General features: G+C 65.7%; 9 protein-coding genes and 1 tRNA gene. 4 read left to right on the top strand and 6 right to left on the bottom strand.

Going from position 1 to position 12,429, the window contains the following annotated elements:
• The first annotated feature begins 107 nt into the window (after nt 1-107).
• Both AC3IT0_RS21215 and AC3IT0_RS21210 read left to right on the top strand, forming a co-directional pair.
• On the top strand, nt 108-1,571 hold the full coding sequence (locus AC3IT0_RS21215) for an amino acid permease (RefSeq protein ID WP_489321612.1): 1,464 nt from the start codon (nt 108-110) through the stop codon (nt 1,569-1,571).
• Nucleotides 1,572-1,929: 358 nt separating this feature from the next.
• Entirely contained in the window at nt 1,930-5,415 is a 3,486-nt protein-coding gene (locus tag AC3IT0_RS21210; RefSeq protein ID WP_489321611.1) for a proline dehydrogenase family protein, read from the top strand.
• Between the two features lie 133 nt (nt 5,416-5,548).
• On the opposite strand, the gene AC3IT0_RS21205 is transcribed toward AC3IT0_RS21210, so the two are convergent.
• Together AC3IT0_RS21205 and AC3IT0_RS21200 are read right to left on the bottom strand one after the other, a co-directional pair.
• A complete protein-coding gene (locus AC3IT0_RS21205; RefSeq protein WP_489321610.1) occupies nt 5,549-5,863 on the bottom strand; it encodes a hypothetical protein in 315 nt (104 codons plus the stop codon).
• 156 nt (nt 5,864-6,019) lie between these two features.
• Nucleotides 6,020-6,874: a LysR family transcriptional regulator gene (locus tag AC3IT0_RS21200; RefSeq protein ID WP_489321609.1), complete on the bottom strand. Its 855-nt coding sequence runs from the start codon at nt 6,872-6,874 to the stop codon at nt 6,020-6,022.
• 156 nt (nt 6,875-7,030) lie between these two features.
• On the opposite strand from AC3IT0_RS21200, the gene AC3IT0_RS21195 reads away from it, so the two are divergent.
• Nucleotides 7,031-8,419, top strand: a complete 1,389-nt coding sequence (locus AC3IT0_RS21195; protein ID WP_489321608.1) for an MFS transporter — start codon at nt 7,031-7,033, stop codon at nt 8,417-8,419.
• Nucleotides 8,420-8,472: 53 nt separating this feature from the next.
• Here the strand turns inward: AC3IT0_RS21195 and AC3IT0_RS21190 are convergent, their stop codons facing one another.
• The 3 genes from AC3IT0_RS21190 to AC3IT0_RS21180 form a co-directional block, all read right to left on the bottom strand.
• Nucleotides 8,473-9,627 carry a N(5)-(carboxyethyl)ornithine synthase gene (locus tag AC3IT0_RS21190; protein ID WP_489321607.1) on the bottom strand — a complete coding sequence of 385 codons (1,155 nt, stop codon included), beginning with the start codon at nt 9,625-9,627 and terminating at the stop codon, nt 8,473-8,475.
• A complete protein-coding gene (locus tag AC3IT0_RS21185) occupies nt 9,624-9,761 on the bottom strand; it encodes a hypothetical protein (protein WP_489321606.1) in 138 nt (45 codons plus the stop codon). Before AC3IT0_RS21185 ends, AC3IT0_RS21190 begins: the two co-directional genes overlap by 4 nt.
• 170 nt (nt 9,762-9,931) lie before the next feature.
• A tRNA-Gly gene (locus tag AC3IT0_RS21180) sits at nt 9,932-10,005 on the bottom strand.
• A 252-nt stretch (nt 10,006-10,257) separates the two neighbouring features.
• Between AC3IT0_RS21180 and AC3IT0_RS21175 the strand changes: the two genes are divergently transcribed.
• Nucleotides 10,258-10,701: an SRPBCC family protein gene (locus AC3IT0_RS21175; RefSeq protein ID WP_489321605.1), complete on the top strand. Its 444-nt coding sequence runs from the start codon at nt 10,258-10,260 to the stop codon at nt 10,699-10,701.
• 3 nt (nt 10,702-10,704) lie between these two features.
• On the opposite strand, the gene AC3IT0_RS21170 is transcribed toward AC3IT0_RS21175, so the two are convergent.
• The gene (locus AC3IT0_RS21170; protein WP_489321604.1) at nt 10,705-12,405 is read right to left on the bottom strand and encodes a CAP domain-containing protein; all 1,701 of its coding nucleotides are present in this window, start codon (nt 12,403-12,405) and stop codon (nt 10,705-10,707) included.
• Between the last annotated feature and the right edge of the window lie 24 nt (nt 12,406-12,429).

Raw genomic sequence — 12,429 nt, 5'->3', positions numbered from 1 at the left:
CTTTATCTAACGCAACTGCGCTTGCATACTGGTGTACCTGAGTTACCCCCGTCACAGCCCCACGCCGGGGCGCCGTGTTGGGGCCGCACCCCACGCAGGAGTTCCTGATGACCACTCGAGACATGACCCAGTCGATTATGCGGCGCAAGCCCATCGATGACATCGAAGAAGAAAACAAACACAGCGGCCTGTTCAAGTCGCTTGGGCTGTGGCAGCTGACGGCCATCGGCGTCGGCGGCATCATCGGCGTCGGCATCTTCTCCCTCGCCGGGCTGGTGGCAGCAGGCAGCGAGGATACACCGGGTGTGGGGCCCGCGGTGCTGATTTCGTTCCTGGTAGCGGGTTTGGCGTCTGCCGCGGCTGCCCTTTCCTACGCCGAGTTTGCGGGGATGATTCCCCGGGCCGGCTCGGCCTACACGTACGGCTACGTTGCCCTGGGCGAGGTGATCGGCTGGTTTATCGGCTGGGACCTGCTGCTCGAATACATTGCCATCGTGGCCGTGGTGGCCATCGGCATCTCGGGGTACTTCGACGCCTTCCTCTCCGGCCTGGGCATCCACATGCCCGTCTGGATGACCTCGACGCCGGACGAGGGCAAGGGCGGCATCGTCAACATTCCCGCCATTGTGGTCTGCCTGATCGTGACGTGGATCCTCTCCCGCGGGACCAAGGCCTTCGGCCGGTTCGAACTGGTCGCCGTCGCCATCAAGGTCCTCCTGATCCTCTTCATCATCGGCCTGGGCGTCTTCTACATCGACACCAACAACTACAACCCGTTTATGCCCAGCGGGTTCGGGCCTGTCCTGGCCGGTGCCGCCACCGTCTTCTTCGCAGTCTTCGGGTACGACGCCATGAGTACCGCGGCGGAGGAAGCGACAGACGGCAAGAAGCACATGCCGAAGGCCATCATCCTGTCCCTGATCATCGCCATGCTGCTCTATGTCGCGGCCACCCTGGTGCTGACCGGCATGCAGAACTACCAGGACATTGATCCGAAGGCGGGCTTTGCCTCAGCGTTCACCGGCGTGGGCCTGCCCGTGATCGCGACCATCATCTCGGTCTTCGCCGTGCTGTCCATCCTTACGGTGATGCTGACCTTCCTCCTGGGCGTGACCCGAGTGTGGTTCTCCATGAGCCGCGACGGACTCCTGCCCGGCTGGTTCGCCAAGACGGACCGGCACGGCACGCCACAGCGCGTCACCTGGATTGCCGGCGTCGCCTCAGCCCTGCTGGCCGGTGTGTTCCCCATCAAGGCCGTCGCGGACCTCACCAACATCGGCATTCTGGCCGCGTTCGTCGTCGTCTGCTTCGCAGTGATTGTCATCCGGTACAAGAAGCCTGACGCCCCGCGCACCTTCCGCCTGCCGCTGATGCCGGTCATCCCGGCTTTCGGTGTGCTGGCGTCCGGGTTCCTGATGCTGCAGCTGCACTGGGAGACCTGGGCCCGGTTCGGCGTGTGGCTCGTCATCGGCCTGGCCATTTACTTCTTCTACGGCCGCAAGCACTCCCTGATGAACCCGGACAGCCCGCGCCACGAGGAGATTGTGGAGATGCACCGCCCCCTCAGCTGACCCTTACCCCAAACGCTCTCTCACTTAAAGCAGGTTTTCCTCAAACGCTCTCTCACTTTCCGGGCGAAATTGACGAACCCTCTCTCACGTCCCGTGGGGGAGGGTTCGGTCGTTTTTCTTGAGCGAGAGAGGGTTGCCTCAAAACGTGCAGGAAGTGAGAGAGGGTTGGGTCAAAACGTGCAGGAAGTGAGAGAGGGTTTGCCCAGAAAGTGGGGATTTCCTGACCGCTCGGACGGCAAATCAAAGCGTTGGGTTTCCTAACCTGTATTGCTTAGGAAACATCGCTTTATCTTATGTGATTGCAAGCTCATACTGATGGATAAGACCCCTTCCATACCAAGGAAAGAGCGAGCGAACCATGACTCACACTGCAACGGAAGCCGCCGGACAGACAGACGTCCCGCAGGCCCGTGCCCTCGCGGCGGACACCATCACACTGGTGCGCCGCTGGCTGACCGAGGCTTCGAAAGTTCCTGTTGATGCCTCGGCCGAGCAGCTCGCCGGTGTGCTGAAGGATCCGAACGGCCTGGACTTTACGGTGGGCTTCGTGGATGGCGTAGTCCGTCCCGAAGATCTTCACGTCGCGGCCCGCAACCTGGCTGCCCTGGCGCCCAAGGTCCCGGCATTCCTGCCCTGGTACATGCGCAGCGCCGTCCGCCTGGGCGGCGCCATGGCCCCGGTCCTGCCGCAGATGGTCATCCCGATCGCCCGCCGCGTGCTCCGCGAAATGGTGGGCCACCTGATCGTCGACGCCACCGACGCCAAGCTGGGCCCGGCCATCGCCAAGATCCGCAAGGACGGCATCAAGCTCAACGTGAACCTCCTCGGCGAGGCCGTTCTGGGTGAGCATGAGGCCTCCCGCCGGCTCAAAGGCACCCACGCGCTCCTGTCCCGCCCGGACGTGGACTACGTCTCCATCAAGGTTTCCTCCACCGTGGCCCCGCACTCCGCCTGGGCGTTCGACGAGGCCGTGGAGCACGTGGTCGAGAAGCTCACCCCGCTGTTCACCAAGGCCGCGTCGTTCGCGGGGGCCGGTGCCGGGAAGAAGGCCAAGTTCATCAACCTGGACATGGAGGAATACAAGGACCTGGACATGACCATCGCGGTGTTCACCCGGATCCTGGACAAGCCCGAGTTCAAGAACCTGGAGGCCGGCATCGTGCTGCAGGCCTACCTCCCGGACGCCCTAGCCGCCATGATCCGGCTCCAGCACTGGGCCGCCGAACGACGCGCCAACGGCGGCGCAGCCATCAAGGTCCGCGTGGTCAAGGGCGCCAACCTGCCCATGGAGCAGGTGGAATCCTCGCTGCACGACTGGCCGCTGGCCACCTGGCACACCAAGCAGGATTCTGACACCAACTACAAGCGCGTCATCAACTACTCGCTGCACCCGGACCGGATCAACAACGTCCGCATCGGCGTGGCCGGCCACAACCTCTTCGACATCGCCTTCGCCTGGCTGCTCGCCAAGCAGCGCGGCGTGGAGTCCGGCATCGAATTCGAGATGCTGCTGGGCATGGCCCAGGGCCAGGCTGAAGCGGTCAAGAAGGACGTTGGCTCGCTCCTGCTCTACACCCCGGTGGTGCACCCGGCCGAGTTCGACGTCGCGATCGCCTACCTGATCCGCCGCCTCGAAGAGGGCGCCAGCCAGGACAACTTCATGTCCGCCGTGTTCGAGCTCAGTGAAAACGAAGTGCTGTTCGAGCGCGAGAAGCAGCGCTTCCTCGCCTCCCTGGACACGCTCGACGACGACGTCCCCCCGGCCAACCGGCAGCAGAACCGCAGCCTCCCGCCGCAGCCCCTGCCGCACGACTCGTTCGCAAACACCCCGGACACCGACCCGTCGCTGCCCGCCAACCGCACCTGGGGCCGGGCCATCCTGGACCGTGTACCGTCCTCCACGCTGGGCAACGCCGCCGTCGAAGCCGCCACCATCACGGACGCGGAGACGCTGCACAAAGTCATCGCCACTGCCGTTGAGAAGGGCAAGGCCTGGGGCGCCCTGACCGGCGACGAGCGCGCCGAGATCCTGCACCGCGCCGGCGACGTCCTCGAGGCCCGCCGCGCCGACCTCCTGGAGGTCATGGCCAGCGAGACCGGCAAGACCATCGACCAGGGCGATCCCGAGGTCAGCGAAGCCGTGGACTTCGCGCACTACTACGCCGAGTCCGCCCGGAAGCTGGATAAGGTCGACGGCGCCACGTTCGTCCCGGCGAATCTCACCGTCGTGACGCCGCCATGGAACTTCCCGGTGGCCATCCCGGCAGGGTCCACCCTCGCGGCACTCGCCGCCGGCTCAGCCGTCGTGATCAAACCCGCGAAGCAGGCCCGCCGCAGCGGTGCCGTGATGATCGAAGCGCTCTGGGAAGCCGGCGTCCCGAAGGACGTGCTGACCATGGTCCAGCTCGGCGAGCGTGAACTCGGCCAGCAGCTGATCTCCCACCCGGCCGTGAACCGCGTGATCCTGACCGGCGGCTACGAAACCGCCGAACTCTTCCGCTCCTTCCGCAAGGACCTGCCGCTCCTGGCCGAGACCAGCGGCAAGAACGCCATCATCGTCACTCCCAGCGCTGACCTGGACCTGGCCGCCAAGGACGTCGCGTACTCCGCGTTCGGCCACGCCGGCCAGAAGTGCTCCGCAGCCTCACTGGTGATCCTGGTGGGCTCTGTGGCCAAGTCCAAGCGCTTCCACAACCAGCTCGTCGACGCCGTCACGTCGCTGAAGGTGGGCCACCCGCAGGACCCCACCAGCCAGATGGGCCCCATCATCGAGCCCGCCAACGGCAAGCTCCTCAACGCCCTCACCACCCTCGGCGAAGGCGAAACCTGGGCCGTGGAACCGCGCAAGCTCGACGAAACCGGCCGCCTGTGGAGCCCCGGCGTGCGGTACGGCGTCCGCCGCGGATCCTACTTCCACCTCACCGAATTCTTCGGACCGGTCCTCGGCGTGATGACCGCTGACACGCTGGAGGAGGCCATCGCCATCCAGAACCAGATCGAGTACGGCCTCACCGCCGGCCTGCACTCCCTGAACCCGGACGAGCTCGGCATCTGGCTGGACTCCATCCAGGCCGGCAACCTCTACGTGAACCGCGGCATCACCGGAGCCATCGTGCAGCGCCAGCCGTTCGGCGGCTGGAAGAAATCCGCCATCGGCGCCGGGACCAAAGCCGGCGGACCCAACTACCTCGCCGGCCTCGGCGACTGGGTCAGTACGGAAGCCTCCGCCACGCGGGCCGTCACCAACGCGGGCGTCGGCCGCATCCTGAACGCCGCCGCCAGCGCTCTGCAGCCGGCCGAGCTTGAATCGCTGCAGCGCTCTCTGGCGTCCGACGCCCAGGCCTGGGCCGACGAGTTCGGAACGGCCAAGGACGTGTCCGGCCTGAGCGCGGAACGGAACATCTTCCGCTACCGTGCGCTCCCGGTCACCGTGCGGCTCTCCGAAGGTGCCCCGCTGGCCCACCTGGCGCGGACCGTGGCGGCCGGAGTCCTGGCAGGCTCGGCACTGACCGTGTCCACCGCCGTCGAACTTCCGGCCCAGCTGCGCGCCGTGCTCACCGGGCTGGACATCACGGTCACTGTAGAGTCCGACGCCGGCTGGCTGGTCTCGGCGGCCCGCCTCGCCGCGGCGGGCAAACTGTCCGGCGCGCGGATCCGCCTGATCGGCGGCGACGCCATCGCCCTCGCGGAGGCCACGGACGGGCGCCCGGACCTGGCGATCTACGCCCACGCGGTCACCGAGGCCGGACGTGTTGAGCTGCTGCCGTTCCTGCATGAGCAGGCGATCAGTATTACGGCGCACCGCTTCGGCACGCCGAACCACCTTTCGGATGCGCTGATCTAGGGCCGACCGAAACCCGAACAACAACACGAAAAGGCCCGGTGGCCGCCATCGGGGCGGTTGCCGGGCCTTCGCTGTTGAATAGTTGAGTAGTGATCGGTTGGCTGCGCTGGGCGAGCCTGGAGACCGTTCGTAATTAGCCCAGATACCAGCCTGGGGGAGTCCACGATGCGGGAACATTGTGGGCTGAGAAATCTTCACAACGGGTGCAGGTGTAGGCGACTTCGCCCAGTGTCCTGACCGCCCCGTCACGCCGGTAAACCGGTGGAATGTAGGACTCGAGATAGATGAATTCATCCGTGCCACATTTGTCGCACGTGGGCTTGCCGATGTACTCGGCGGCCCGCGAAATACCGGCGTTGTGGCCAGAATGATGCGTGACCAGCGGCCGTACAGTGCTGTGTCGCTGGGTATAGACCGTGTGTAAATGGGTGTTCTCGGCTGTCGTCATTGGCTGCCTATCCCGAGTGCGGCCGCATCATGGGCTGCATGGCGCACTCGTAGTGTTGAACCGGCCACTGCTTGACCCATGGGTAATCCAGCATAGGCGAGGCGGGCTTTTACTTCAATGGTTCGTTGGCAGCGCTGATTCCTGCGGCAAATTCGGTCAAACCGACTTCTTGAGCGTCCGTCCGACGATGGTCTGGGTCAGCGCGTCGATCACTTCTGCGTTGGCCAGCGGGTTGCGGATCAGGGTGAAATCCACATCGCCCACCGGAGGCAGGTCGAACCGGCGGGTGATGATCTTGAGGTCTTCGGGAACCAGCGACGTCGGCATCACGGCAACGCCGATGCCTGCCCGCAGTGCCGCCAGGACGCCACTGATCTGCCGGGTAGTGCACGTGATCCGCCAGGTCCGGCCGCTGGATTCCAGTGCGTCGATGGCCAGCTTCCGGCTGAGGCTGGGGGAGGGGTAGGAGATCAGCGGTACGGGATGCCCGGGCTCCAGGGACGTCTGCTCCAGCCCCACCCAGGAAAAGGTGTCGTGCTGGACCACGGTGCCGTCCTTGACGCCCGCCACCCACTTCACAAACACCAGGTCCAGCTGGCCGGCATTGAGTTTCTTGTACAGCTGGTCGCTCTGGCCAACGGTGAGCTCGAGGTTGATCTGTGGATACACCTGGCGGAACTCCCGAAGGATCCGGGGGAGGCCGGTGATGGCCAGGTCGTCCGCTGTGCCGAACCGCAGCCGGCCCCGCATGGCCGAGCCGTGGAAGTAACGGGTGGCGGCATCGTGGGCCGAAAGGATGGTGCGGGCGAAGCCGGCCATCGCGTCACCATTGTCCGTGAGCCGGACATCGCGGGTGTCCCTGCTGATGAGGATGCGCTTCGCCGCCGCCTCCAGCTTGCGGACATGCTGGCTAACGGTCGGCTGTGCCAGGCCAAGGCGCTCCGCTGCCTTGGTGAAGCTGAGCGTTTCGGCTACCGCCAGGAAGGAACGGAGCTGGGTGGGTTCGTACACAGTGGACTCCTTTGGCTTCGGCTGACTGCCCACGTCAGAGTGGGTGTTATTACGCTTTGTAATGGTAGTTATAGCTGCGATAGGGCTGCATAATCGCCCGGAACCAGCCTAGCGTGGGAAGCATCCCAGTCCGCCCGCTTCCCTGAGGACATCCCTGTGGCACCCCCACCGCCAACGTCGGCAACCGTCAGCCAGCCCGTCATCGACTCCGCCTCCGCGTCCGCTACCGCCGCCTCCACCCAGACCCAACCAATCGCCGTCGTCAGTGAACACCTTCCCTGGCGGCACACGTTTATCTCGCTGAAAGTCCCCAATTTCCGCATCTTCGCGATCGGGCACTTTGTCGCCGTGATCGCCCTCTGGATGCAGCGGATCGCCCAGGACTGGCTGGTGCTGGAGCTGTCCGGTTCCGTCACCGCCGTGGGCATCACCGTGGCGCTGCAGTTCATGCCGTCGCTGCTCTTGGGGCCATGGGGCGGCATGATGGCGGACCGGTTCGCCAAGCGCCGGATCCTCATTCTGTGCCAGAGCCTCGCGGCGGTCCTCGCTGCCGCGCTCGCGGTGCTTGCCCTGACCGGCGCCATCGAAGTGTGGCACGTGTACGTCATCGCGCTGCTGCTGGGCCTGGTCACGGTACTGGATCAGCCCGCACGCCAGGTGTTCGTCAACGAACTGGTGGGCCCCAAGTACCTCCGGAACGCCATCAGCGTCAACTCAACGACGTTCCAGCTGGGCGGCCTGATCGGTCCGGCACTGGCGGGCCTGCTGCTTACCGCTGTCGGCGCCGGCTGGGCGTTCGCCGCGAATGCTCTGGCGTGCTGCTCAACAGTGGCCATGCTGCTGCTCCTGCGCAAGGACCAGCTGTTCGTCAGCGCTCCCGCGCCAAAGAAGAAGGGCATGCTGCGGGAGGGCCTGCAGTATGCGCTCAGCAAGCCCACCATTTACTGGCCGTGGCTGATGGCCGGCTTCATCTCCGTCTTCGCCATGAGCCTGCCCGTCCTGCTCGCCGCGTTCGCGGACCACGTGTTCGACGTCGGCGCCGGCGGCTATGGCCTGCTGAACGCCCTGGTGGCCCTCGGAGCGTTGGCCGGTGCAGTCGCGTCCACGCGGCGCCGCCAGTTGCGGCTCCGCTCCGTGGTGTTCTGCGCCGGAATGTATGGCCTGATGCTGTGCCTGGCAGCCCTGGCGCCGTCCATGGTGTGGTTCAGCGTGGTGATGGTCCTGTCCGGATTCTGGTGCCTGATGTTCCTCACCGGCTCCAACCAGCTCGTCCAAATCAGCTCCAACATGGGCATCCGGGGCCGGGTCATGAGCCTGTACATCATGGTGCTGATCGGCGGCCAGGCGATCGGCGGGCCCATGCTCGGGTGGATCGCCGAGCACGTGGACCCGCACGTGGCACTCATGGTGTCCGGCGGGGTGCCGGCGCTCGCCGCGGTGACTGTCGCCGTCGTCCTGGCCCGAAAGGGCGCGCTGGCGCTCAGGGTGGACCTCAAGGACCGCCGCCACCCGCTGCGGATCGTCCGCCGGGTGGCCGCGGCGTAAGGTTACGGCGTAAAGGGCCGCGGCGCAGTGGCCGCGGCCCCAAGTGGCCGACCCTAAGCGGGCAGATGCGGGTACTCGGCCCCGCGCCGCTGGAACTCCAACACATCCTTGTTGAGGACCACACCCTCGCGGATTTCGATGGCGCGGGAAATGGTTTCGTTCCCGTCCCACGCCGCCGGGCCGCCGATGACCGTCTCAAGGAACGGCAGCAGGGCCTGGCTGATCTCCCAGCTGGAGGAATTCCAGAGGTAGGAAGGGCTGTGGTCCACCGCGTAGTAGCTGATGTGGTCGCCGATGGTGAACATCGGATCGGCGAACGTGGTGGACCGCGCCCAGCTGAAGCCCATGCCCTCATCGCACGAAACGTCCACGATCAGGCTGCCCGGGCTGAACGCCGCGAGGTCCTCAGTCCGCAGATACGTCAGCGGATTGTTTGGATCCTGCAGCGTGCAGTTGACCACGATGTCGCTCTCGGCCAGGAACGGCGCCAGCGGGACCCGGCCCCGCTCGGTGATGACCTGGCTCAGGAAGGGGGCTTCGTCGTCGTGATCAAACTGGACGATGTTGACCGAGTGGATCGGGGCGCCAACCGCCGCAACTCCGCGGTTGGTGAGCACCTGGACATCGTGGATGCCATGCGCGTTCAGCGCGGTCACGGCGCCGCGGGCAGTAGCGCCGAAGCCGATCACCACGGCACTGAGCCGGCGGCCGTAGACACCCGTGGATCCGGTGAGCGAGAGCGCATGAAGCACCGAGCAGTACCCGGCCAGCTCGTTGTTCTTGTGGAACACGTGCAGCCCAAAACCGCCGTCGCTCGCCCAGTGGTTCATGGCTTCGAAGGCGATGAGCGTGAGCTTCTTGTCGATGGCCAGCTGGGTGATGGCGCGGTCCTGGACACAGTGCGGCCAGCCCCAAAGGATCTGCCCGTCCCGCAGGTCCGCGAGATCCTCCGGCTGCGGTTTGGGCAGGAGTACGACGTCGGCCTCCGCAAGCAGCGCTTCCTTCGTGGCCATTTTGCCCACGAGGGTTGAGAGGTGGTCATCCGGGACGCCGAAGCGCTCGCCGTAGCCCTGCTCCAGGATGATGCGCTGGCGCAGTTCCGGAGCGATCCGCTCGAAATGCAGGGGGTGGATGGGGAGGCGGCGTTCGTCCGGTTTCCGGGTGGAGGCCAGAACGCCCAGGGTCAGGTGGCTCTGGTGGCCACTCACTTCTTTTTTGCGGCCTTGGACGTGACGTCCAGGGAGGAGGCCGGCGCTCCGGCGGCCCGCTTGTCGGCGCGCTTTTCCTTGATGGACTTGCCGGCTTTTTTGGATGCTGCTTGACGCGGGGACTTGTCAGCCATGTTTGCTCCTGTAGCGGAACCGAAGAGGTTCCTGACTTCTGACGATACATGGCGGGGCCTAACGGCCACCGGGTGATGGCTGCAGAATGAGGCCGTGGAACGGGACATCGGGAAGGCCAAGAGCGGCTAGGCATCGCTGCAACGGTGAGAAAACAATGGTGCAAAAGACGTGGAGCGGCTGACGGGAATCGGACCCGCGTATCAAGCTTGGGAAGCTAGCGCTCTACCATTGAGCTACAGCCGCATCGCCCCGTTTTGAGCGGGGCAGAACTTAGCTTAGCGCAGATGCGATCCCGCGCCAGCAACCATGACCACGCACCGGACCCGTGTCCGCCGGGATGGCCGCTACCCGCCGCGTCATCCAGTAACTCTTCAATAACGGCGCCGTCGGTGGCTAGGTCCGGGGCGGGCCGAGTGGCTACTCTGAACGCGTTAGCTGCGGTGTCATGGGGGTGGGGCGGGCTACTACCTGACCGGCCGCTAACGAAGGACGCCCATGGCATTTGCAGAGCACGAGGTGCTGATCCGGTGCGACGCCATGACCGTGTATACATTCCTGGTGGACGGAATGAACCTTCCCCAATGGCGCAAGGGCATCCGCAGCATCGGCCTGATGTCAGGTGCCGCCGGAACCAAAGGCGCCGTCTACCGGCAGACCATGACGGGCCGGTCAGGACGGGCCATCCCCGCCGACTTCGAAATAACGCAGGCCAGGCTGGGCGCCGAGATCCAGTTCCGCGTGATCACCGGTCGGTCACAGCCCACCGGCGGGTACTACCTCAGCACCGAACCGGCCGGCACCCGGGTCAGGTTCGCCCTCGAGTACCAGCCCAAAGGCCTCCTGGGCCTGATGAACACCGGCATCCAGCGCGCCATCAAAGCCGAAGTGTCCCAGCTCGCGCGGCTCAAGGATGTCCTGGAAGTGCGGACCGCGGCCTGAGGGCTACTGCGCCAGCCGCTGGCCCGCCCAGCTTCCGGTGATGTTCGACGGCGACGCCAGGGTTCCGGCGCTCAGGTCCCAGTACTGCACAACATCGTTGGCCCGGCGCAGTGCCACTCCCGAGGAGTTCAGGGCTGTCACGTCCCGCAGCGGCCGGATCCCGGTGACATCCTGCCAGCCGGTGGTCACGATGGGCCGGGTTTCGGTGCGTGGCGCCGGAGTGCCGGCTCCGCGGTAGAGCTGCACGCCGCCGTCGGACTTTATGGCCAGGAGATCCTGGAAACCGTCGGCGTCATAATCCACCATGCTCAGCTTCCTGGCCGTCACGCCGGCCGCCATGAGGGTGCGTGAGGACAGGTCGGCGAGGCCAACGTTCGGGTAGAGGAACAGGTTTCCGTCGGTATCCAACGCGACGAGCTGGGGGAGCCGGTTGTTGGCGCACCAGCCGCCGACGGCCAGCGTCAACGTCGCCCAGCCGGACTGGCCGAGGGTGACCGAAGCGCCGAAGCCGCCGCCGGCGAACCCCGGGTGGAGCGTCAGCCGACCATCGTTCCACTGCGTCAGGAGGTCATAGGCCCCGTCGCGGTCCCAGTCCGGGGTGAACACTTCCTTGGCCGTTTCGAAGCCGGAACCGATGACCTTGGCAGCACCAAAGGTCCTGTTCCCGGTGGAGGGGCGGTTGATGAGCTGGCCTGACGCGTTAATGGTCACCAGATCAGCGGCACTGTTGATCGCCGCGCTGCTCAGATCCAGAGTAGGCGGCATGTGTTTGACGGCCGGATCGCACATGGTGGGTGCCGGGGCGGGGAAAGCGCCCCCGCCGGCGGAGCTGCCTCCGGGCGACGTGATGGTGCCGGCGGGCAGGGTGGTGTAGCCGAAGAAGTTTACCACGCCCCAGATGGTGTACAGGCTGTTCGTATAGGAGATCCCGGCGCCCATGACGTTGAACCGCGGGTCTAGCAGCATGGCGTTGTGGCCCTCGGAGTTTTTCCACCACTCCACCAACTGCGCCGCGTTGCGGTCCGTGCGGATGGCAATGACCTCACCGGCGCTGGTCGGGTTCAGGGCGCGGGGGTCGGTCCAGAAGCTGGCGCGGTGCTCAATGACGTCCCGGGACGCGATGCTGTTGGACCATTCCTGCGCCATGCCGGCCACCGTGGGGTGGTACTTGACTGGGGCCAGGTCCTTGGACACCCGGTACTTGTTGATTTCGTTGAAAACCGTGAGGATGGCGGCCGTGTTGCTGTCCGGCACCAGGGCCTCGGTGCCAAGGGATTCGGTAGTGAGGGATTCCGTTGCGGAGGCCGGCGGGTTGGGCGGGGCTGGGGCCGAGGTCTTGTTGTGGGCCAGTTCAGATTCGGGGGCCCAGAGGGGTGGCAGTGAGGGCGGTTCGGGCGCGATTGGTTCGGACGTGGTGGTGGTCACGGGTGCAGCAACCGTCGCCGCTCGCGGTATCTCTGCGGTCCCTGGCGTGCCTTCCCCGGCGGGTGACGCCGGTGTGATCACCGGTTCCACGGCTGGGGCGAGCGGAGAACCTGTGCCGGGGTCCGCGTTGGCCGCAGCGCCGTCGTCGTCCGCTGTTCCCGCCGGGCCCAACGTGACCGCGCGCGGCCCCAAGGCACCTGCCTGTACTGACGGCTCCTTAACCGGCGGGCCGGAATACATGCCGGCGGCCGGGGAAACGAGTGCGAGTGCGAACAGCATTGCCACAGCGGCGGGCGCCGCAAA

The sequence above is a fragment of the Pseudarthrobacter sp. KH_020_B genome (genome assembly GCF_057840185.1).
Note: the sequence above shows the minus strand (reverse complement) of the source record. Positions and strands in the feature narration are given on the sequence as shown.

What these genes read in the sequence shown, in the direction of transcription:
- AC3IT0_RS21215 (WP_489321612.1), top strand. Translation starts at nt 108, where the DNA reads ATGACCACTCGAGACATGACCCAGTCGATTATGCGGCGCAAGCCCATC.
- AC3IT0_RS21210 (WP_489321611.1), top strand. Translation starts at nt 1,930, where the DNA reads ATGACTCACACTGCAACGGAAGCCGCCGGACAGACAGACGTCCCGCAG.
- AC3IT0_RS21205 (WP_489321610.1), bottom strand. Translation starts at nt 5,863, where the DNA reads ATGACGACAGCCGAGAACACCCATTTACACACGGTCTATACCCAGCGA.
- AC3IT0_RS21185 (WP_489321606.1), bottom strand. Translation starts at nt 9,761, where the DNA reads ATGGCTGACAAGTCCCCGCGTCAAGCAGCATCCAAAAAAGCCGGCAAG.
- AC3IT0_RS21175 (WP_489321605.1), top strand. Translation starts at nt 10,258, where the DNA reads ATGGCATTTGCAGAGCACGAGGTGCTGATCCGGTGCGACGCCATGACC.
- AC3IT0_RS21170 (WP_489321604.1), bottom strand. Translation starts at nt 12,405, where the DNA reads ATGCTGTTCGCACTCGCACTCGTTTCCCCGGCCGCCGGCATGTATTCC.